This window comes from Myxococcus sp. CA033, assembly GCF_013336625.1.
In the GTDB taxonomy this organism is placed as follows: domain Bacteria; phylum Myxococcota; class Myxococcia; order Myxococcales; family Myxococcaceae; genus Myxococcus; species Myxococcus llanfairpwllgwyngyllgogerychwyrndrobwllllantysiliogogogochensis.
Map to the genome: position 1 here is coordinate 1 of NZ_JABUMU010000014.1, position 19,946 is coordinate 19,946.

Sequence of the window (19,946 nt, forward strand, 5' to 3'; positions counted from 1 at the left end):
TGGACCCGGAGCTGGTTGTTGCCCCGCTGGCCGGAGGTGCCTTCTGCGGTGGTGGGCGGCTTGTCCGGCAACGTCGTGTGGACGGGAGCGATGACCGCGGTGCTCGCGCTCTCATGCGCGGCCCTGGTTCGATTCGAGGGCGCGCGGCGGCTGAGCGGAGGGCTGCTGGTGGCGCTCGAGTTCGGCGCCTTGATGTGGGCGCACGAGCCGCTGTATGTGCTCGCGCCCGCGGAGCTGCTCGAGACGCCGCCGCCTTTCGCCGAGCACGTTCGACAGTCGGTGCCGCCGGGTGAGCCGGTGCGAGTGGTCACCTCGGTCCGCAGCGTAGGCCCTGAGCGGAGTGTGCCGGGGCTCGACTACCACGGGAAGATGAGTCTCGCGTTCCTGACGGGGATGCTTCCGGACACGACGACGCTGTGGGGCATCGAGAGCGCGAACGGCTACATGCCAGGGGAGAACGTGCGGGTGCGGCGACTGCGGGAGGACCTGGCGCACTGGCTCGGCCAGGTCGCGCCCCGGCTCGCCACGCCGTTCTCCGTGCACAGCGCGTGGGGCGGGGGGGAGCTGGTGCTCCCTCCGTCGGCCCGGGTCGTGGCCGAGGACCCCTTGTTCGAGACGAAGCTGGTGGTGCATCCAGAGGCGGTGCCTAAACCAGAGTTCGTGATTCGCGATCAGGCTGGGGAGCAGGCGGGCGCGGAGGAGGCGGGAAGAGGGAGCAGGGGCACCTCTCGTTCGGCTCTGTGTGCGCAGAAGACCTGAGAGCGAGAAGGCCCTGCCCGAGGGCAAAGGTAGGCAGTGGTTGAAGAGGAAGCAGCGCCAGGCGCTGCTTCGGTGGGCGGAGAGGAGTGGCTGCCCGCTCACCATGCGGCGGTGCATGGCGGTGGCGGCCGTGGGACGAGGGGACTCCTGCAATGCCGCAGCCCGGGCGCTGGGCTGTGCCACCTCCACCGTCGTGTGCGCGGTGCGCCGCTACCGGGAAGCTGGGCGCGAAGCCCTCCGAGACAGACGGGCGGGCAACGGCCATCCCAAGGTAGACGGCCAATTCAGGCAGAGGCTGGAGCGAGTGTTGGCCGGCACGCCCGAGGACTGGGGCTGGTGCCGGCCCACCTGGACGAGGGAGCTGCTGTGTGTGGAGCTGCAGCGCCGGGGGATGCCTCGTGTGTCCGTGGCGACCATGGGCCGCACACTCGCCTCGCTCGGCGCCCGCCTCAAGGCGGCAAAGCCCATCGTCCAGTGTCCCTGGCCCGCGTGGAAGCGGCGCCGGAGGCTCTATGTGCTGAAATGCATGGAGGCGCACAAGCCCCCCGAGGAGCCCGTGCTCCACGTGGACGAGGTGGACATCCACCTCAATCCCAAGGTGGGGCGCGACTGGTGTCTGCCCGGGCAGCGCCGGGTAGTCGTGACGCCCGGCAACAACCAGAAGCGCTTCGTGGCTGGAGCGCTGAATGTCCGGACGGGGAAGCTGACGTGGGTGGAGGGCAGGTCCAAGGCCAGCACCCTCTTCATTCAGTTGCTCTGGCGCCTTGCGAGCCAGTACCGACGGGCTCGCCGCATCCACCTCGTGCTGGACAACGCCGCGGTCCACACCAGCAAGAAGACTCGCCGTGCCCTCGCGCAACTCGGCGGGCGCATCGTGCTCCACTTCCTTCCGCCTTACTGCCCCGAGGGCAACCGCATCGAGCGGGTATGGCTGGACCTGCACGCCAATGTCACCCGCAATCATCGCTGCCGCACCATGGCCCGGCTCATGGTGCGGGTGCATGCCTACCTCGCTGCTCGCAACGCTCAACGCTCTGCCAGTCCATCCCTGCGCCGAGCCGACCTCAGGCGTGCCGTCTGAGGCCGTTCGAGAATCATGAACTCTGGTTTAGGTGTTGCTGGCGCGGCCTCGCTGCGTGGAGGGGATGGAGCAGGCGCTGGGGCTCCTCCTGGCCCCCAGCTTCCACCGCGCGACACCGCCATCGTGGAGTGCGCGGAGCCGCTGCCTGAGGCGTCGGCGGGGCTGACAGGCACGGTGAAGGTGGAGCGTCCGTCGCCCGAGAAGCTCATCGTGGACGTGGAGGCTTCCGAGGCGGCGGTGCTCGTCGTGAATGATGCCTTTCAGCCGGGATGGACGGCGATGGTCGACGGGAGCGAGGTGCCCATCCTTCCCGCGAACGTCGCGGTTCGCGCGGTGGCGGTGCCAGCGGGCCAGCACCGGGTGGAGATGCTCTACCGGACGCCAGGGCTTCGCGCGGGCCTCCTCGTCGGCTTCGGGACGCTGCTCACGCTGTGCTTGCTTGGCGTTGCGCGGCGCGTTCGCTGAAGCAGTGAGATGGCGTTGCTTCTATGGCTGGGCATGGGTCGGCTTCAACAGCCCTGCCCGGTCCAGCAGTTCACGCACCTGCTCAGTCAACGCCACATGTTCTGGGTTGCTGGCCGTGAAGCGCTCGGGCGTGAGGATGATGAGGGTGCCCTTGTCCGCCACGGGCTCGATGCGCATGGGGGCGGGTAGTGGTGGCAACGTGCCCCGATGTTGCGCGAGGTACGTGACCCACCCACCATACGGAGTCCCCTTGGGACGCCGTGGCCTCAGGGCGTCTCGATGTGGCCCCGAGATGGCCACTCCCCAATCCGGCTCCCAAACGTCAGCCGTCTGTCGCATGAGAGCTGCTAGCGCGGATGCCGAGAGGATCCGCTCCAAGCTCGGGCCTTTGCTTGGCAACGTGTAAACACAACGGTTTCCGTCCATTCGGAGGAGCCACCGCACGCGATGAGGATGCCGGTGGTTTCCGGACCGTACCAGTGCGCTGCGCCTCATCGCGGCTGTCGCCCTGGAAGTCGCCGGAGTCTAGGACGACCGCTGCTATCTCGATATGTCCCTGCTCAAATCAACCCCAGGCACTGTCGCTGCCTGATGCCCCAAGGAACCTTCCTTCCCCGAACCCTCTCCGAACCAACTACACACACGCTCCGGGGATTGACCGGGTGGCGATGAGGTTCGTGACCAATGCTCCATGACGCGGTGGCCGCACTCGGTGGTCAGGGACAGACGTCCGTGGACGGGGCCCAGGGGCAGGATGCAAGTGCGTTCGCCGCCCCCAGGCACTCTCGGTCATTTCAAGCAGGGCAGGTGTGGACGGAAGAGCGGGCTTGGGCCGCCCGCAGCCTGCCCAGCGCGCCAGTTGGCGACGCGTCAGTACATCAGGAACGTGTTGGCGTAGGTAACACCGTCAGCGTGGATTGCGATGAAGTCCATCTTGCCGTCGCCATTGAAGTTGCCCGGCAGGAAGTGCGTGGACGATTCCGCCCAGTAGTCAGCCGTGAACCCGCCAGACGCCAGGCGCCTGAAGGTGCCGTCACCGTTCGAGAGGAGGGTGTTTGCCTCGGTACTGCCGGCCGGATGGATGGCGATGAAGTCCACCTTGCCGTCGCCATCGAAGTCGCCCGGCAGGAAGCGCGTGGCCGAATCCGACCAGTAGTCAGAGGAGAACCCGCCGGAGGCCACTCGCCTGAAGGTGCCGTCACCGTTCGAGAGGAAGGTGTTGGCGAAGGTCACGCTGTTTGCATGGATGGCGATGAAGTCCACCTTGCCGTCTGCGTTGAAGTCACCCGGCAGGAAGCGCGTGGCCCCATCCGACCAGTAGTCAGAGGAGAACCCGCCGGAGACCACTCGCCTGAAGGTGCCATCACCGTTCGAGAGGAAGGTGTTGCCATAGGTCACGCCGTTTGCATGGATGGCGATGAAGTCCGCCCTGCCGTCTGCGTTGAAGTCACCCGGCAGGAAGCGCGTGGCCGAGTCTGACCAGTAATCAGAAGTGAACCCGCCGGCAGGCACCATCCTTGCTGCTCCAGGACCCACCCGGCGGTACCCGTAGAGGTGATTCAGCGCGGCGATGTCGGAGTTGGTCCACTCGCCGCCCTCGGTCGGGCCGCCACAGGCGTTCATGATCGACCCGCCCACGGTCGCCGTGGTCGGCGTCCCGGGGAGGTGGATGGCGCCATCGCTCCCGGCGCCCTCGTTATCGTCACCGTCGGGACCACAGCTGATGGCGCGGTTGTAATAGTCCGTGTGGCGGAAGCCGATCGTATGGCCCAGTTCATGCGTGATGACGTGCTCGTTCATGGCCACGCTGTAGCTGTTCAGGCCGATGCCGATGTTGATAATCCCGTAGGGCAGGCCGCCCGAGGGAAATCCCGCAAGGCCGCCGACGCCCGCTATGGTGCGCGCGGTGATGTTCGCGGTGCAGCCAGAGCTCGGTCCACGCACAAAGGTGATGCGCAGACCCCGCTCATTGTAGTTGGCAATGGCCAGATTCAGGCCCTGACTCAAATTGGGATAACTATTGAAGCTGGCACTGGGGTTGACGCAGATCTTCGTCACGCCCATGCCGACGAGGTTGCTCGTGCGGTACTGCTCCTCGCTCCCCGCGGAGGCCTGGAGCATCTCGCGGGACGCCTCCAGGGTCACGTGGGCGTCGCGGCCCACGTACACGGCACCGTCGACGACCTGGATGTCGTCGGCCGGAAACCCGGCGTTGATGAGGTTGGAGAGGATCTCCTGGTGCTCCGCCTTCGGTTCCGTGCCGCAGCCCGCCAGCAATGCGCCGCAAGTCACAGCAACAACCGCTGCCTTCTTGAACATGAGTGTCCCTTGAATGCTCGTCGATGGAGATGCGCTGGCCACTTGGGGCCCAAACTCGACTGCGCACCTGTCATTGAGCATCCTTCAGGCCAAAGCCGAAGGCACCTGAAAAGTAACCAAACAAGAAAATGCGAGTTGAGGGGTACGCCAAGGCACGGGTATACCTCTCGCTCGTCTTTGCTCGCTACGATAGGGAATGTCGTGCTGTTGTCGGGCGGGGAGCGGACACCCCACTTGAGGAGCTTTCGTCGCCTGCTCTGTTGAAGCCAGCTCAAGCAGACAGAGCCACCAAGACGGAAAATTTCCATGGGGCCATCCGCGCCCACTGCCTTCCATGGCCGGTCATCTCGTCGGCGGACACCCAAGGACAATCACCCGTGAAGGTGAAGTCCCTGGTCATTGGTCTGACATAGGGAGGCATGTTGGCGGCGTGCGGTGGCGCGCCGGAGGAGTTGACGGACGCCGAGGGCCCCCGTTGTGAGACGGAGCAGGGCATCTGTGAGGGTTGTACCCAGCGCGCGCGGCACCGCGCGTTCAAGTATACGGCCAACGACTGGCGTCACTGGTATGGTTTGCTCGGCATTGCAAGTGACGCCTCACTTCCACTCACTGGTGCCGGACGGCGTTTTCGTTCCGTAGGAAGGCGGCGTGCGCTTCGCGCTGTTGCCGCCGCCCGCGCAAGCAGAAGTGGAGCAGTTGTGGAGGGTGGTGCGCCACCGGTGAAGTTGCCCCGGTTCCGCGGGGCAACTTCAGGCCCCCGTCAGCGGCACTCCTCGGCTCCTCCGCTCCAGCGCTCACCCGCAACATGGCTTCTATCCCGCCTATTCGCTGCCGGCACTCGAGCCCGTCAGTGCGGGCTGCTCGGTGGATGCCACGGGGGACGCGACGGGTGCTTCCACGGACGGCGCGGTAGCCTCCGGACCACAGGCCGAGAGCACCAGCGGGAGGACCCGGAGACACGACGGACGGGCGAGACGGGCATGCATGCGCAACGCTCCTCCTCGGAAAGCCGTGAATCTCGCCGGAACCGTTGGGCGTGTTGCCAGGCATCCGTCGCGGAAGGACCGCCGGACGACACCTGGGGCCGCGCTCCCGCGCGAGCACGGCCCCAGGTCATTCCGGGCACTTGCTTCACGGGCAGCCCGGGCCCGCGACAGTGACCTCCACGTTATGGAGCCGGCCCTGGCCCAGCGCGTTGTAGGCGGCGGCCGTCAGCGTCCTCCGCCCGCACTTCGAGCCGGGGATGGAGGTGCCGAACAGCTTCTCCGCGATGCGCATGTGCGAGGGCTTCAGCACGGGGTTCTCTCGCGCGCCCTGGGGCCGGCCGTACGTGTACAGGGTGAGCGCGACGACGCGAGGGTCGTTGGCGGCCAGGTGGTAGTAGGGCGTGAGCTGCAAGTCGCGCAGGTTGTCGAGGTTCGTCCAGGTGCCGTTGCGGGTGTCGGACTGAATCACCAGGACGAGCTGCTTGCTCGTCGGCACGTGCGCCTTCGCCTGGGAGACGCGGTCGTAGAGGTACCCGATGTTGCCCTGACTGATGGGGTGGCCCGGTCCGTCGAGGAAGGCTTCAATGGTCACGAAGTCCAGGCCAGTGGCGAAGACGGCATCGAGCGTGCGCGCCTGGTCGATGCTGTAGATGACGCCCATGGGGCGCGTGGCGAGCCCCCGTGAGTTCAGCCTCGACCTCAGGTCGAGGATTCGCCCCTCCAGTTCGGCACGGCTCCAGTCAGGCCCCGAGGCCAGCTCGATGCGCGCCACGCGATTCCAGTGCGGCGCCATCAGGTTGAGCACCGCGTCCAGCGGCGTGACACGGCCCGGCGTCGTCTCCTGGAGGTTGAGGTTGAGCTGGATGTTCCAGCCCTCTGCGGCGGCGGATGCCACGGCGCTCTGCATCAGCGGCAGCCACACCGAATCCGCGGCGTCGGTGTTCGGCTCGTACCCACGCCGCGCCCACGCGTAATAGAGGTTCGTGTAGCCGGACACCTCCGATTTGAAGTTCCCGTAGCGGCCGTCCGCGAAGTAATAGCCGAGCTGCATCGCGTGGTTCGGCGCGGGCAGCGGGTTGACGGCCGGATTCCACGGGAAGTTGTAGGCCGTCCCGCCACCGCTCTGGGTCGCCAGGTAGACGCCGTCGACGTAGAACTCGACGAAGCTCGTGTCGGAGCTGACCTGCACCTGCACACTCTGCGACGCCGTCACGGTGCTCTCATCCGCGGGCGAGACAATCCGCACCGAGGGCGGCGGCGGAGGACCCGGTACCCGGAAGAAGAGGTCCGGGGAGTAGGGCCCCGGGCCGCAGGGGCTCTCCGCCTTCACCTTCCACCGCAACTGAATGCCCCCGGGCAGGTCGCTCGTGGGGGTGAAGGACGTCTGCGTCAGGTCGGTCTTCCGGATGACCTGGTTCTCCGCGGGGTCGAACACATAGAGCGTGTACGACGTGGCCCCGCGCACGGCGGTCCACGAGAAGGTGGGCCGGGGGTTGGTGATTTCGCCGTGGGGGAAGTGTCCGACTGGCGCGGAGTACGGAGGACACGGCGGCGTCGTGAAGACGATGAAGTTCAGGGACTCCGAATAGGGCCCCGGGCCGCAGGAACTCTCCGCCTTCACCTTCCACCGGAGCGGGACTCGCTCGGGCAGAGGGGTCGTGGGCGTGAAGGTGTTCTGCGGGATGTTCGTCTGATGGACGACGAAGTTCTCCGCCGCGTCGAGCACGTAGAGCGTGTACGAGGTGGCTCCCGGAACGGCGGTCCAGCCGAACTGTGGCGTGGTCGTGGCGATTTCGCCGCGAGGCGCCCAGTCGAAGGGCACCGGCGCCGCGGTGGGAGGACACTGCGCGAGCGGTAGTGCCAGCACGCTGTGCCAGGGCAGGGAGGCCGCCTGGGCGGACGAGGACGCCGCCAGCGCCAGGAGCAGCAACAGGAAGCACAGCGCAGACGAGCGTGGATGACGAGGGCGCGTACTCGCGCCGAGCACGGGCATGACGAGGACTGCTGGCATCGGGATTCTCCGGCGGGGCATCACGTCCGCCCCGAAGCCAACAGGGAGACCTGGAGCGGTTTGTGACGCCGACCCCGCACCCGGCCCTGTTTTCTCGCCTCCGAGCCGTAGACGCGTCCTTCGAGAGCTGAGACAGCCCTCATGGAGTCAGGACGATGCGCTCGTTCGTGTGCGTTGCTTCGGTCCACGCTCGCTCCACGTTGGAGAGAGGCATCGCCTTCACATCGAGGTGAAACGTACCGCGCGCAATCTCTTTCACGAGCGCCGGCAGTTCCTTGACGATATCGCGACCTGGCACCGACCCAAGCCCACTGCCGATCAACTGGAGACGCGAAGCACGCAAGAGGGCCGCCGGAATGGCGGCGGTCTGCCCTGCGACCGAGCCGATTTCGACCCATGCAAGCGGTCGCTCTCGGTCCGCACGTGCTCTGACAACCATGTCCATGGCCTGTGGCGTACTTTCCCCCCAGATGAAGTCGAGCACGACATCGACCTCTCGTGCGAGGGACCCCAGTCGAGCATCCCCCAGCGCCACAACCTCCGTCGCACCGAGTCCGGGCAGCTTCGCGAGCTTCCGCTCATCACTCGGAGGCGACCAGGGAGTCGTTCAGGCAATTCAGGTGCTCGCATGCAAGGCGTTCGTCGGAGCTCTTCGACAGACAGAACTTCTCGTTGCAGGCAATGCGGTGCGCGGTCCTCCTTCCCTCGTTGTCGATGGGGCCCTCCACCTGCGGGGGATTCGCTTCCGGGGCGGCGGCCCCGGGGACCTTGGGACCTGGCCGTGAGGACGGCCTCCATGCGCTCAGGGGGCTTCGAGAATGTGCAACCCAGAATTCAGGGATTGCCCTGCCCAGGCACGCAAGTGCAGACTCCCGTCGCTCTCGATTCACAAGGTGATGCGGATGCGGCCCGGTGTCGTTGTGGGTGGTATCTCGCATTCCCATGTGGATTCGGGCGCCGGGGCTTGCGCGTCGTGGCGATGCCTCGCGAATCCATGGGCCGTGTGATGGCTGTGTGACATTGACGCATTGAATGACGACGACGGGGGTATTGGCATGCGAATGCAATTCGATGTGCGCCTGGTTTGTGCCGCATTCCTGGTGGCGACGACGCTGTCGGCCTGTGGCGCTGAGTCGCCGGGCGGCGACGGCCTCACTTTGGAGAACCGCGAAGCGGAGCTGTCGTGTCAGGTGACGCAGCAGTGCACGAACACCACGGTGTCCTGCGGCTCCGCGAGCGGTGTCTGTACCTCCGGGGTGGACAACGGAGGATGGGTGGAGTGCGATGGCACGCGGACCTACTGTCCCTCGGTCACCGCTTGCACGTGTCAGCCCGAGCGACGCGTGGTCGCAGGGTACGGAGTCCACCCGCGGTGCGCTGGGGCCTATCTCTCGGCGAGCCGGGATGCCCGCGAGAACGCGGCGGCTCAGTGCCCCCGGGGCGTCTGCAACGCCGTGGAGGAGAGGGGCGAGTGCTTCGCGACGCCGGAGGAGGCCAACGCGGACGTGACGCTGACCTTCTCCTGCATGGGACCTCCGAACTGCCAGTGAGAGGCGCCGCTTGAGGGAGGGTGATGCCCGAACGCCTGAGGGCCTCGGGCGTCACCCTCCGCTGGCTTCTGGGCACGCGGGCAGTGCCACCAGCGGATGGGGTTTCATCGAAGGCCTGAGGGAAAACGCGCGGCAGCGTCGTCTCCTCCGGAATGGCACCCATGCCCCTTCATGGTGGCCTTCCAGGAGGTTCCACATGGCGATGTCCCTTCGGGTCCTGCTGTCCACCGGGTTGCTGTTGATGTCCGTGTGTCTCTCTGGCTGTGAGGACTCACCCGACCCGGACTCCTCCGACTCCGGGTCGCCTGATGCGGGGCTCCCCGACGCGGGACCCGTGGTCTGGGATGGCACCTATACCGAGCTCGAAGAGCGCGGAGACATCCTGGACACGGGACCCTTCGCGCCGTGCACCTTCGATACCCGGGACGCGGGTGCCACGACGTGCGAGGAGCTGTCCCGCTTCGACCTCTCCCAGTGCAATCTCGGCTCGCTGTCCGAGGTGGAGGCCGGGTCCATCTACTTGTACCCGCTCCGGGACGCACGGCCCGTTCCGGACGGGGGCAACGCCGTCATCGAGGTGGGGGGCGTCCACTTCACGGAGGATGGCGGCAACATGTTCTATGTGCCCTTGCCACTGAGGGACACGGGACCTGGGCGCTTCTTCGTGCGTGGCTTCGCTACTGCTTCGACGGCCGCCATCACCCTGGCGGGCTGCGAGCAGAAGGAGACCGACATCATCACCGGGTGCTTCGCCTACTGCTACCGGGCGCGGCTCATCCGGTCGGGAACCTTCGAGGCGCATCGAGTCTCCAGGTGGGGAGGAGAGCCCGAGTCCTCCGGTGGCCTGGAGTTGCTCTCCGAGGGTTACACTCCCCTGGGCCACCCCCTGGACCTCTACGTCACCAAGGGGCACGCCTACGTCGTCTCGATTCCCAAGCAGGTCCGCACGGGCGGCCTTTCCATCTTCGACGTCAGCAACCCGCGCGCGCCCGTCCTCAAGAAGACCCTCTCCCTCCCCGGGGACAACACCTGGAACGGGGTCTGGGCCAAGGGTGATGCCCTGTATATCGCCAGCAACACCTCGGGGACGCTCGTCTACGACATCTCCCAGCCCGCCGAGCCCCTGTTCATCCGTGGCCTCACCACGGGAGGCACGGGGACACACACGGTGCTTGTTGATGGAGACCGGCTCTACTCGATGGCGCCTGGCACCGGCACCTTCGTGCATGACATCTCGGAGCCGCTGTCGCCGCGTCTGCTGACGGTCATCGCGCTGCCCGACGCGGCCCTCCTGGGCGGTCCCCACGACACCTTCGTGTACGAGAACCGCCTCTATGTCAGTGATGCCTTCCGCGGCTACTTCGTCGTGGACGTCACCGACCTGGACCATGTCCGCGAGCTGGGTGGGTACATCCGTCCGGACTTCACCTTCGCGCACCACAGCGCGGTGGGAACCTTCGCCGGGCGGACCATCGCCTTCGAGGGCGGAGAGTTCCAGTACGCCCATCTGCGCGTGCTCGACGTCACCCGTCCGGAGCGCATCGTGAAGATTGGCGAGTTCCGCACCCACCGGCCCTTCACCTCCATCCACAACCTCCTCCTGCGCGACAATCTCCTCTACATCGCCTGGTACCAGGACGGCGTGCGTGTGCTGGATGTGTCCAATCCCACGCGCCCCCGGCAGGTGGCCCACTACAACACCTTCCGCGAGGCGGACCCCTACCGCACCGAGAGCCCCTTCGAGGGGCTGCTCGGCATTCGCGTGCCCGGCGACGGGTACGTGTACGCGGCGGACTCCTCGCGCGGCCTGCTCATCTTCAACGAGCTCGCCCAGCCGTAGCCCTCGTCCACGCGGACTCCGGGAGCTGGGCGTAAGGGGGACGCCCGCTTCTGGAGTTCGTATTCTCAGGCCCTAGCCATCGGCCCGGGAGAAATCCATGACCCAGTTCGTCTCCCACGTGTTCCCGCCGTCCGAGGAGAACGCCTGCTCCCAGCGCGGCTTCGCCGTGGTGACGCGCGACCAGGTGTAGCGGACGCGGATGGGCTGACCCTCGAAGGTGTCCACGCCCTCGAAGATGCCAACGTCGTCCGTGAACGAGCCGACCACGGGCGGCTCAAGGGCGCCGCGGCGGTTGTCCACCCAGTAGATGGACCACTGCTTCGTTTCCGGATTGAAGAACTGGAACGCGGAGCCGATGAATCCGCTCCAGTAGTCGGTGCGGTACTCGTCCTCGATTCCCATTCCGCCCAGAAGCGGGCGGGCCACGCTCGTGGCCTTGAACTCGATCCACTCGGTGGAGCCCTTGAGCCGCTCGCGCAGGCGTCGATTGTGGATGTCCCACCGGCCGACCCAGAAATCGAAGGCACGTGCTCCGTCCCGGGCCGGCACGACGTCCTTCTGCACCACTGCTTGCTCCTTGTTCACGTTCACTCCTGTGTCATTCCCCGAAGGGGGAGGGCGAGGCGCACGGTAGGAGGCATATAGGGTGGAATCGGCCCTCATTCGGACAAGGCGGGTCCGAATGGCGGTGGGGCGGCGCTCCAGAGTCACCGCAACAGGTCCTCGAGCGACAACGCTCCCTGGGTGACCTCCACCTGGGCCCCAGCCAGGGACCGATAGAGAGGGGGCAGCACTCGCCGCGGCATCAATCGCGGTCTGACCGTGCGCAGTCGTTCCAGCACCCAGGGCCATCCAGGTGACTCGCGCTCCGCATCCGCCTTCCGTGCGAGCACTCGGAGTTCCTCGAGGTCGAGGGGCGTCAATGGCGCGCGATGACAGAAGTCATCCAGGCGCCGCGCCAGCTCCAGCACCGCCGCGCCCGCGGGCGGAGGTCCGTCTCCCAGCACCCAGCGTGCGATGGGAAGCACCTCCGCTGACGTGATGGGAACAGGCGCATGGAGCCGGGAGAGCTCGCTCGCGAGCTTCGTGCGCGCCCCCGCCATGGCGCTCTCCAACGCCAGCCGGGTCGCGGTGGCTGGCGTCTGCTGGAGCAGCAGCTCCGCCCGTGACAGCGCGCCAACGCACTCCCCGGTGAGCCCCACCTTCAGCGCACGCAGCTCCGAGAGGGCTCCGCGAAGTCCCGTCAGCATGGCGACGAGGACCTTCGCATCACTTCCGGTCGCGACCGCCGCCGCCTCCGCGACGGTGACCGGCGTATCCTCCCCCATCACCGGGCCCAGGACCCGGATGAGCTCGTCCGCGATGCACGGGTCGACCTCCTCCTCCACCTCGACCGCGGCTTCGAGGAGCGTGGCGAGGCCGCGCAACGCGGCGGGCCCGGCGCCTTGAGGGAGCGCCCGGAGCGCCCGCAGCAGTTCTTGTCTCGCCGCTTCGGCCAATAGCCCTCCCACGCTCGACACCCTCCGCGCACCCGCGTCCTTCCGTGGGTGCGCGGCCTTCGCCATCAGGACTTCACGCCTCCTTGGGGCCGTGCACCATGCCGTTGGCCTGCGGCGGCTTCGAAGGCCGCTGCGGCACCTGCGGCGTGGCCCCGCTCTGGAGCACCCGCGCCATCAGCGCACCCAGCAGCCCCTGCCCTCCCGCTCCCTCCTGACCCAACGCGATTTCCGGGACGAGCTTGACCCCGTGCTGCGCAAGCACCGTGGCCAACTGCACCGCGGTGAACGCCTGGGCACCGAGCGCCGTCACGCCGGTCCGATACGCCTCCGCCTTCGCCTCGCCCACGAGCCGCGTCGCCTCGGCCTCCGCGCCGCCGTGCAGTCGCTTCGCCGTCGCCTCCGCCTCCGCTCGCTGCCTCATGCCGTGGGCCTCCGCCTCCGCGCGCTGCCTCATGCCGTGGGCCTCCGCCTCCGCTTGCAGCCGCGTGCGGGCGGCCTCGCCCTTGGCCGTCTCCTCCACGGCGAGCGCACCCTTCTCGCTGATGGCGACCATCTGCTCGCTGCGCACCACCTCGCCCTGCATGTTCGCCACCGACGTCGCGCGCTCCAGCTCGCGGCGCCGGACCTGCGCCTCGCGCTGCACCTCGTAGGTGCGCTGGAGCTCCTCGGCGATCTTCCGGTCCGTCTGCGTCTTCATCAGCTCCGCGGGCGGCTGGATGTCGCCGATGAGCGTATCGATGCACTCGACGTCATACGCGCCCAACGCGCCGCGGATGGCCTCATACGCTTCTCGCTGGCGGTCCGTGCGCGCGGACAGGAACTCCAGCACCGACACCTGCTGCGCGGAGTTGCGGAAGTAGTTGGCCACCGTGGGCTGAAGTACATGGTCGACCAGATTCTGCATGGAGCCCACGCGGGAAATCACGCGCGGCGCCTGCTTCATGCTGATGTGGATGATCTGCGACACATCGAGCGTGAAGCTGAACCCATCCATCGAGCGCACGGTGATGGGGCTGAGCTTCTCGTCGTACTTGTGCTGCTCGGTCCGCTGGGCCCAGTTGAGGACGATGTTCGTCGTGGGCACCAACTCCACCTTCATCACCCGCGTGTTGAGCGGGTGCTTGCCGGGCAGCAGCGGCTCAATCCACACACCCTTGCGCCCGCGCTCGACGAGGTCTCCATGGGTGAATTCGTCTCCCGACACGTCCAGGTGCTCGCGTCCCACGTAGCTGACCACGACGCCCACGTAGCCGATGGGGACCTCCGTCATCGGCGTCTGCTCCACCCGCACGAACCACGGGTTGAGGTTCCACGAGCCCGACAGCAGCACCTGCTCTTGCAGGCCTCGGCAGCCCCCCTCGTCCAGGAAGCGCTGCGCGCTCTGGAACGAGTCATGTCCGTCCACCGGCGCGCCCGCCAGGTCCCCTGCCGGAATGGGGCGGCCGTCCAACGTCGTCACGATGCCCACCTTGTCCAGGCCCATGTTGAAGACCTCCAGGTCCTCGGCGGACATGTCGAACTCCTCCGCGTTCTCCGGGGTGATGACGGTGAACAGCGCGGGGTTGATGCGATAGGTGCCCGCGGTGAGGAAGGCGAGCTGGCGGCCCTTCTGCCCGCCATCGTCGAGGAACGCACGCGCGTCCTGGAAGTCGTCGCAGCCCACCTCGCGACCGAGGATGTTTCCGGCCGGAATCGGCGCGCCGCCGTTCGCGACGACGAGCGCGATGTGTCCCTGCCGCACCACGACCACCGGGACGTGCGTCACCTTGAAGCGCCAGAACGGGTAGCCGAAGTGCCACCCCGGCGGGAGCAGTTGCGCCTGGTAGCCTGCCTCGCCCTCCAGCGCGACCAGCCTTCCGGGCGGCAGCGGCGCGCCGTATTTCTTGATGACCAACCCCGACTCGTTCTCGCCGATCACCTGCAAGCCGCTGAGCACGAGCACCAGCCCGATACCCAGCAGCAGCGCGACCCCGACCAGAACCACGTTGTATTCCATGAGGCCCTTCTCCCACGGCCCGCGGGAATGCGGGTGCCCCCCTCAGTGCATGCGCCCTGCCAGGGCCAAGTGGCTGGAACTCCTGGAGTCGCGTGACCGACACCTGATTCAAATCATGCCCCTTCCATGTTTGAATCGTGGAATGCGAAAACTCCTCTGGAAAGGTCCTGCTCCAGGACGAGCCCTGCTCCAGCATTTGAATGATGCGGGCTGGCGACTCGGAGGAGCCGAGCCCCGGGTGACGGTGGTGTGCTCCGCGCAGCCTCGGCTCGCGAGCGCGCCGAAGACGGGGCGGTGGTTGTGGCTGTGTGAAAGGGCCGTCCCCGTCGACGCGCTCCGGCTCGCGGTGGAGCAGGGGGCCATGGACGTGTTCTGGAAGGGAACGAGCGGCTGGGAGGCGCGGCTGCTGCGGCGGCTGGAGGAGAGCCTCATCGAGGCTCCGGCGCCGAAGGTGCCCGGGACGCTCATCGCGCACAGCGCGGCGGCGAAGGCGCTGCTCGCCCAGCTCGCCCAGGCCGCTCGCACCTCGATGCCGGTGTTGCTCACCGGAGAGACGGGGACGGGCAAGGAGGTCGCCGCACGGCTCATCCACGAGTGGTCCGAGCGGCGCTCGCACACGTTCGTGCCCATCAACTGCGCGGCCATCCCCAATGAACTCATGGAGGGCGAGCTCTTCGGTTACGCGAAGGGCGCCTTCTCCGGCGCGGTCCATGGGTATGACGGACTGGTGTCCGCGGCCGAGGGCGGCACGGTGCTGCTGGACGAGATTGACGACACGCCGCATGCGCTCCAGTCGAAGCTGTTGCGCGTGTTGGAGGACCGGGTCATCTCGCGACTGGGAGAGAACGCGTGGCGCAAGGTGGACTTCCGCATCCTCGCGGCGACCAACCGGGACCTGCGACAACTCATCGAGCGCGGCCTGTTCGGCGAGGACCTCTACGAGCGCCTCGCCACGGTGCAGATTCACCTGCCCCCCTTGCGCGAGCGGCAGGAGGACGTGGCGCCACTCGTGCTGCACTGGATGGAGCGCTACTACGCCGTCGAGGAGCCGGCGCCGGACAGTCCGCGCGTCCGGAGCGCGACACCCGAGACGCTCGACGTGCTGCGCGCCTATCCGTGGCCCGGCAACGTCCGCGAACTGCGCAACGTCATCTACGGCGCGCTGGTGGCCAAGCGCGCCGGGGACGAACTGCTCGTGTCGGATCTGCCGCGGCGGTTGTGGCAGCGCGAGCGCGCGAGCAGCTCCGCGCTGGTGTCCGAGCACGAGGTCGAGCGCCGGGTGACGCTGGGGACGATGAACCTGCGCGCCGAAATCGAGCGACTGGAGCGCATGGCCCTCAAAGCCGCGTTGCGGCGCGCCAGCGGCAATGCCTCGGAGGCCGCGCGCCTGTTGGGTGAAGTCGGCCGTGGCACGGCGAAGGACCCCGGGGGCACGGTGCGCACGATGATGAAACGGCTCGGCGTGACGGTTCGCGGCGGCAAGTGAGCCTTGAGGTCGGATGCCCCGCCCCGACAGCCAGACCGCGCCGAACTGGCCGAACGGCGACCCTCACTCGAATCGAGGTGTTCGCCGTGGCTGGTGGGCCCTGTGCGTCGGGGACCTGTCCGCTCGACATGAGGCTATAGCTTCTTGCCCTCTTGGATCTCCTTGTCGATCTTCTCAATCGTCGTTCTGAGGTCCTTGATGGATTCATGGGCCAGGGGTTGGATGTATTGAAGGTAGAAGTTGCTGTCGTGCTTGAATGGAGCGGGTACGCGCGTGTTCTGCATGGTGCCGTGGTCGCGCTTCAGTTCATCGGCGACAAGCACCAGATTCTCCTTCTTCTGCTCCGGGTACTCTCCCTGTTTCCAGTTGAAGTAACCCGGCTTCTGGTAGACGCGAAACGGACCTGAGTTCTTGTTGCTGCCAATCTCGAAGAACTCCCATTTGGTACTGTCCGTTGTCTTCACGTCCGTACCCTTCCGCTTGCGTTTCAAATTATTGAACGCGAGTTGGTGCTTGCTCGTGATGGAGCCGAAAACCGCCTCTGCATTGGTTTGCTGGTCGAAGGTGGCGTTTTCCAGGCCGCTCGCGCTCAGGTCGAAGATTTGGCCGTACTCGTTTGAAACTTCAAGGTTGAGGCTGCCCAGGCACTGGTTCTCCACATCAAAAGCACCCGTTCGGGAGAAGCTGATGAAGGTTTCGGTGAATGGCTTTGACGGATAATCATGGACCCATTGGCTGGGGCCGATTTTCAGGTCGAGCACGATGCCCACGCGAGTGCCTGCGATAAATGACTTGGTCAGGTCTCCGATGGCGTAGCTGGTGTAGCCGACGCCGATGTCACCAATCCACCGACGCAGGAGTGCCCGGGTGGTTGGCATGACCGTGGTCGCGGCTTCGAGAGCGTCCGTGAGGGAAACCACGGAGAGGGTCTCCTCGGTGACCTTGGGGGACTCGAGCGCGGAACGGGCATCCTCGTGGAAGATCGCGCTCACGGCGGCATTCCCCTGCGGGGCAGGGTGCTTGTAGATGGTGACCGTCCAGCCACACGATATCCAACTGAGGATGTTGAACGCCGACTGGCAGCTGATCAGTCCGTTCCCAATCCAGACACAGTTGATCTTCTTTTGATCCGTGGGAAGCGCTGCCAGGCTCGTCATGATGAACTCCATCGCGGGGAAAATCTGCTGGGAGCATCTCGTGACGAGGTAGCCGAATCAAGGTTGCGCGCGTGTCGAAGCCAGCTCAGGCGCCGCCGGGCTGGCGAAACATGTGAATGGTCAGGTCGACGTTCGGGAACCGCCACTCGGTCATGACTCCCGCTGTGAAGACGGAGGCAGGGGCTTCAGGTCACCCCTCGGCCTGTATGACATCGCCACGTCACATCTCGCGTAGCGCGCCCCGAACAGCCGCATGATCTCCGCGTCGTGCACGAAGCCAAGCTTCTTGTAGAGGTGGATGGCTGGAGCGCACTTCTTGTTGGTCAACAGGTAGACCTTGTCGAACCCCAGGCTGGAGGCCCGCTGCAGGGTCTTCGCGAGCAGGAACTCGCCGACCTTCAGGCCCCGGGCGCTCTTCAAGACACCCATCTTGGTCAACTCGACCCAACCGTCCTTGGACACCATCAGGGCACACGTCCCGACCACGCCCAGCCGTGGTGTCTCGGCGAACAGCACCACGCCCCCCTTGTCGAGGATCAGCTCCCGCGGCTTCGACAGGAGGGCGATGTCGTTCGCCTCGAGGGTGAACATGTCCTGAATCCATTCGGCGTTGATTCGATGGAAGGCCTCGGCCAGGTCGTCGGAGAAGTCGCGCGCCCACATCGCGGGCGGACCGGCGGCTTCGCTCCGGCTCAGCAACGAGGACTCCGCCAGCCGTGCCTCCACCCGGGTCAGGCCCTGCATGAAGTCGCCCGACAACCCCTCGACCAGTGAAGCCGCGGCGGGCTCGATGCGCGGCAACAACTGCGTCTGGACGCGGACCATCAGGGCCTCGCCCTTTTCTGTCAGCGCCAGTCGCTTCGCGCGCTGGTCGTCCGGCGAGCGCCGCACTTCAACGAAGTCTTCCAGGGTTCCGAGCGCGCGAGTCACCGTGGGTTGGGCCACCCGCAACCGTTCGGCCAGTTCGCCCACCGTCATCGGGCCGTGCAGGCGGAGTGTCATCAACATCGACATCTGGGCTGGCTGGACTGGCAGGTCCAACGAGCGGGCCACTTCAGCCGCGTCGGCCTGCATCCGCTCGGCGAGTCGCTTGAGACGGCTGCCCAGAAAGCCCACGCCAAGTCCCGCAAGAAGATCCACTTCCATGTCGCACCTCCACATTCATAGCGCGCTATATATCTAGCTATGAATCGGCTGGAGCGCAATGGACTTTCCAGCGAGACGACGTGCACCTCGTCGTCCAGCGGCACCCAATGTCCGTGTCGAGGCTCCGTCGCGTGGACAGCCAACACCCCGCGGAAAACGTCCACCGCGCGCCCAGCCTGAGGCAGATGCACCTCAGGCCCTGTGCGTCACCCGTCCATCGCTCACGGTGACGGAGGGCCGCCTTCCGCGCGCAGCTGCGAGAGGACCCGCTCGAGGACCTGGCGCTGCAGGTGGTTCTTGGGAACGGACGCTTGTTCCAGCTCGCTTAGGGCCTGCGTCAGCAGTGCTTCCGCCTGGGCACGCTTGCCGCTCGCGCTGAGGATTCGCGCCTGTCCCGCGAGGACCGTGCCCCGCGAGGCGCCCTTGGCGAGTGACAACGCACGCTCACTGGCGGCGAGGGCCCGCTCGTGCTGTCCCGCCATCAGGTGCAGCGTGGCGAGCCGCGCGGGCGGGTTGTAGTCCTCCGGCAGCTCCCGCTCACTGCGCTCCAATCGCGAGAGGGCTGCCTCCGGGCGAGCCAGCAGCGCGACCGCCATCACCCGATGCGAGTCGAGCGCGGCCCGCTCCTCGGCGCTGCGCGCGCGTGTGGCCTGCTCCTCCAGGAAACGCCACCACGTCTCCGCCAGCTCGCGCATGCTCGCCTCGTCTCCCGACGCCTCGTGGACCTCGCAGCCCACCTCGTAGAGCGAGGAGCGCAGCGCTGGCGTCAGCGTGCCTTCGGGCGCCTCACGGGCCCGAGCCGCCTCCTGGGCGAGTTGTTCGCGCAGCGCTCGAGCCTCATCCGTCTTCGCATCCAGCGCGCAGCCCATGCCCACGTACAGCACCCGGGTGCGGTCATCCACGCGGGGCAGGTGCCCAAGCTCCTGGGCCGCCACGCGCATGCAGGAGACCGCGTCGCCCATGGCGGTGAGCGACTTGAGCCACGAAACCACGGCGCTGGCCCGGCGCGAGTCCTCGGGCGTCCAGTGCGCCACGGCCTGCTGGTAGGCCGCCGCTGCCTCCGCGTGGTGGCCGGTGAGCGCGAGCCCGTCCGCTCTGGCCAGCTCCTCCCCGCCCGCGCGCCCCCGCTGGAAGGCCTGCTCTCCCTGCGCGAGCAACCCGAGCAACTGGGGCACGGACACTCCGCCCAGCGAGCGCACGAGGACCGCGCCCTGTTCCGGCTCCAGGATGAGCACGGTGGGCCACGTATCCACCGGATAGCGCTGGAGGAAGGCCTCATTGGCCGGGGCATCCGTGTCGATGGCGAGCCAGACGAAGCGGCCCTCCTGTTCCCCCAGGGCGGGTGAGGTCAGTACCGTCGAGCGCATCGAACGACACGACTGGCACCAGGGCGCCCAGGTCTCCACGAAGAGGGGCCGCTGCTTCTCCCGCGCCTCCCGAAGCGCCCTTTCCCAATCATTCTCGATGAATGCGGGCCCTGATTTGGAATTGGCGCGCTGCGTCGAAGGACTGCTGGAGGCGCAGCCCCAGAGCAGGAGCAGGACACCGAGGACAGGTCTCATCGTCATGGTTTCTCCAGGGATGTCGCGGGGATGTCGCCCCAGACATTCCCGAAACCGGCCGGGTTCCCACCTGCGACGCAACTTCGTGC

17 protein-coding genes are annotated in these 19,946 nt (G+C 66.8%); 6 read left to right on the forward strand and 11 right to left on the reverse strand.

All coding sequences use genetic code 11. From position 1 onward, the window contains the following. The 3 genes from HUA78_RS27755 to HUA78_RS27765 all read left to right on the forward strand — a co-directional run. Nucleotides 1-759 (forward strand): hypothetical protein (locus tag HUA78_RS27755; RefSeq protein ID WP_174477507.1); only part of this gene is annotated, 759 nt, incomplete at its 5' end. A 40-nt stretch (nucleotides 760-799) separates the two neighbouring features. Continuing rightward, nucleotides 800-1,840 (forward strand): IS630 family transposase, encoded by a 1,041-nt coding sequence (locus HUA78_RS27760; RefSeq protein WP_254623934.1) that lies wholly within the window; start codon nucleotides 800-802, stop codon nucleotides 1,838-1,840. A 15-nt stretch (nucleotides 1,841-1,855) separates the two neighbouring features. Next, entirely contained in the window at nucleotides 1,856-2,305 is a 450-nt protein-coding gene (locus tag HUA78_RS27765) for a YfhO family protein (RefSeq protein ID WP_174477508.1), read from the forward strand. Nucleotides 2,306-2,326: 21 nt separating this feature from the next. Here the strand turns inward: HUA78_RS27765 and HUA78_RS27770 are convergent, their stop codons facing one another. The 5 genes from HUA78_RS27770 to HUA78_RS27790 all read right to left on the reverse strand — a co-directional run bounded on the left by HUA78_RS27770 (nucleotide 2,327) and on the right by HUA78_RS27790 (nucleotide 8,105). After that, nucleotides 2,327-2,800 (reverse strand): Imm52 family immunity protein, encoded by a 474-nt coding sequence (locus HUA78_RS27770; protein WP_371745674.1) that lies wholly within the window; start codon nucleotides 2,798-2,800, stop codon nucleotides 2,327-2,329. 375 nt (nucleotides 2,801-3,175) lie between these two features. Next, nucleotides 3,176-4,624: a M57 family metalloprotease gene (locus HUA78_RS47570; RefSeq protein ID WP_174477510.1), complete on the reverse strand. Its 1,449-nt coding sequence runs from the start codon at nucleotides 4,622-4,624 to the stop codon at nucleotides 3,176-3,178. A gap of 821 nt (nucleotides 4,625-5,445) precedes the next feature. Further along, the gene (locus HUA78_RS27780) at nucleotides 5,446-5,610 is read right to left on the reverse strand and encodes a hypothetical protein (protein ID WP_174477511.1); all 165 of its coding nucleotides are present in this window, start codon (nucleotides 5,608-5,610) and stop codon (nucleotides 5,446-5,448) included. A 145-nt stretch (nucleotides 5,611-5,755) separates the two neighbouring features. Next, a complete protein-coding gene (locus tag HUA78_RS27785; RefSeq protein ID WP_174477512.1) occupies nucleotides 5,756-7,621 on the reverse strand; it encodes an Ig-like domain-containing protein in 1,866 nt (621 codons plus the stop codon). 139 nt (nucleotides 7,622-7,760) lie between these two features. After that, a complete protein-coding gene (locus HUA78_RS27790; protein ID WP_174477513.1) occupies nucleotides 7,761-8,105 on the reverse strand; it encodes a hypothetical protein in 345 nt (114 codons plus the stop codon). Between the two features lie 571 nt (nucleotides 8,106-8,676). Here HUA78_RS27790 and HUA78_RS27795 point away from each other — a divergent pair. Both HUA78_RS27795 and HUA78_RS27800 read left to right on the forward strand, forming a co-directional pair. Then, on the forward strand, nucleotides 8,677-9,171 hold the full coding sequence (locus HUA78_RS27795; protein WP_174477514.1) for a hypothetical protein: 495 nt from the start codon (nucleotides 8,677-8,679) through the stop codon (nucleotides 9,169-9,171). Nucleotides 9,172-9,367: 196 nt separating this feature from the next. Continuing rightward, nucleotides 9,368-11,011 (forward strand): LVIVD repeat-containing protein, encoded by a 1,644-nt coding sequence (locus HUA78_RS27800; protein WP_174477515.1) that lies wholly within the window; start codon nucleotides 9,368-9,370, stop codon nucleotides 11,009-11,011. A gap of 72 nt (nucleotides 11,012-11,083) precedes the next feature. On the opposite strand, the gene HUA78_RS27805 is transcribed toward HUA78_RS27800, so the two are convergent. The 3 genes from HUA78_RS27805 to HUA78_RS27815 form a co-directional block, all read right to left on the reverse strand. Next, nucleotides 11,084-11,596, reverse strand: coding sequence for a hypothetical protein (locus HUA78_RS27805; RefSeq protein WP_217442618.1), 513 nt, complete (start codon nucleotides 11,594-11,596; stop codon nucleotides 11,084-11,086). A 122-nt stretch (nucleotides 11,597-11,718) separates the two neighbouring features. After that, nucleotides 11,719-12,576, reverse strand: a complete 858-nt coding sequence (locus tag HUA78_RS27810) for a hypothetical protein (RefSeq protein WP_174477516.1) — start codon at nucleotides 12,574-12,576, stop codon at nucleotides 11,719-11,721. Between the two features lie 7 nt (nucleotides 12,577-12,583). Next, complete coding sequence (locus HUA78_RS27815) at nucleotides 12,584-14,506, reverse strand: SPFH domain-containing protein (RefSeq protein WP_174464505.1); 1,923 nt, start codon at nucleotides 14,504-14,506, stop codon at nucleotides 12,584-12,586. A gap of 142 nt (nucleotides 14,507-14,648) precedes the next feature. Between HUA78_RS27815 and HUA78_RS27820 the strand changes: the two genes are divergently transcribed. Then, complete coding sequence (locus tag HUA78_RS27820) at nucleotides 14,649-15,992, forward strand: sigma 54-interacting transcriptional regulator (RefSeq protein ID WP_174464005.1); 1,344 nt, start codon at nucleotides 14,649-14,651, stop codon at nucleotides 15,990-15,992. Between the two features lie 134 nt (nucleotides 15,993-16,126). Here the strand turns inward: HUA78_RS27820 and HUA78_RS27825 are convergent, their stop codons facing one another. The 3 genes from HUA78_RS27825 to HUA78_RS27835 form a co-directional block, all read right to left on the reverse strand. Beyond that, nucleotides 16,127-17,161 carry a hypothetical protein gene (locus HUA78_RS27825; protein ID WP_217442619.1) on the reverse strand — a complete coding sequence of 345 codons (1,035 nt, stop codon included), beginning with the start codon at nucleotides 17,159-17,161 and terminating at the stop codon, nucleotides 16,127-16,129. A gap of 138 nt (nucleotides 17,162-17,299) precedes the next feature. After that, the gene (locus HUA78_RS27830; RefSeq protein ID WP_174477517.1) at nucleotides 17,300-18,295 is read right to left on the reverse strand and encodes a bifunctional helix-turn-helix transcriptional regulator/GNAT family N-acetyltransferase; all 996 of its coding nucleotides are present in this window, start codon (nucleotides 18,293-18,295) and stop codon (nucleotides 17,300-17,302) included. 221 nt (nucleotides 18,296-18,516) lie between these two features. Beyond that, on the reverse strand, nucleotides 18,517-19,863 hold the full coding sequence (locus HUA78_RS27835) for a thioredoxin family protein (RefSeq protein ID WP_174477518.1): 1,347 nt from the start codon (nucleotides 19,861-19,863) through the stop codon (nucleotides 18,517-18,519). Nucleotides 19,864-19,946 lie beyond the last annotated feature (83 nt).

What these genes read in the sequence shown, in the direction of transcription:
- HUA78_RS27765 (WP_174477508.1), top strand. Translation starts at nt 1,856, where the DNA reads ATGAACTCTGGTTTAGGTGTTGCTGGCGCGGCCTCGCTGCGTGGAGGG.
- HUA78_RS27770 (WP_371745674.1), bottom strand. Translation starts at nt 2,800, where the DNA reads ATGAGGCGCAGCGCACTGGTACGGTCCGGAAACCACCGGCATCCTCAT.
- HUA78_RS47570 (WP_174477510.1), bottom strand. Translation starts at nt 4,624, where the DNA reads ATGTTCAAGAAGGCAGCGGTTGTTGCTGTGACTTGCGGCGCATTGCTG.
- HUA78_RS27780 (WP_174477511.1), bottom strand. Translation starts at nt 5,610, where the DNA reads ATGCATGCCCGTCTCGCCCGTCCGTCGTGTCTCCGGGTCCTCCCGCTG.
- HUA78_RS27785 (WP_174477512.1), bottom strand. Translation starts at nt 7,621, where the DNA reads ATGCCAGCAGTCCTCGTCATGCCCGTGCTCGGCGCGAGTACGCGCCCT.
- HUA78_RS27795 (WP_174477514.1), top strand. Translation starts at nt 8,677, where the DNA reads ATGCGAATGCAATTCGATGTGCGCCTGGTTTGTGCCGCATTCCTGGTG.
- HUA78_RS27800 (WP_174477515.1), top strand. Translation starts at nt 9,368, where the DNA reads ATGGCGATGTCCCTTCGGGTCCTGCTGTCCACCGGGTTGCTGTTGATG.
- HUA78_RS27810 (WP_174477516.1), bottom strand. Translation starts at nt 12,576, where the DNA reads ATGGCGAAGGCCGCGCACCCACGGAAGGACGCGGGTGCGCGGAGGGTG.
- HUA78_RS27815 (WP_174464505.1), bottom strand. Translation starts at nt 14,506, where the DNA reads ATGGAATACAACGTGGTTCTGGTCGGGGTCGCGCTGCTGCTGGGTATC.
- HUA78_RS27820 (WP_174464005.1), top strand. Translation starts at nt 14,649, where the DNA reads ATGCGAAAACTCCTCTGGAAAGGTCCTGCTCCAGGACGAGCCCTGCTC.
- HUA78_RS27825 (WP_217442619.1), bottom strand. Translation starts at nt 17,161, where the DNA reads ATGGAGTTCATCATGACGAGCCTGGCAGCGCTTCCCACGGATCAAAAG.
- HUA78_RS27830 (WP_174477517.1), bottom strand. Translation starts at nt 18,295, where the DNA reads ATGGAAGTGGATCTTCTTGCGGGACTTGGCGTGGGCTTTCTGGGCAGC.
- HUA78_RS27835 (WP_174477518.1), bottom strand. Translation starts at nt 19,863, where the DNA reads ATGACGATGAGACCTGTCCTCGGTGTCCTGCTCCTGCTCTGGGGCTGC.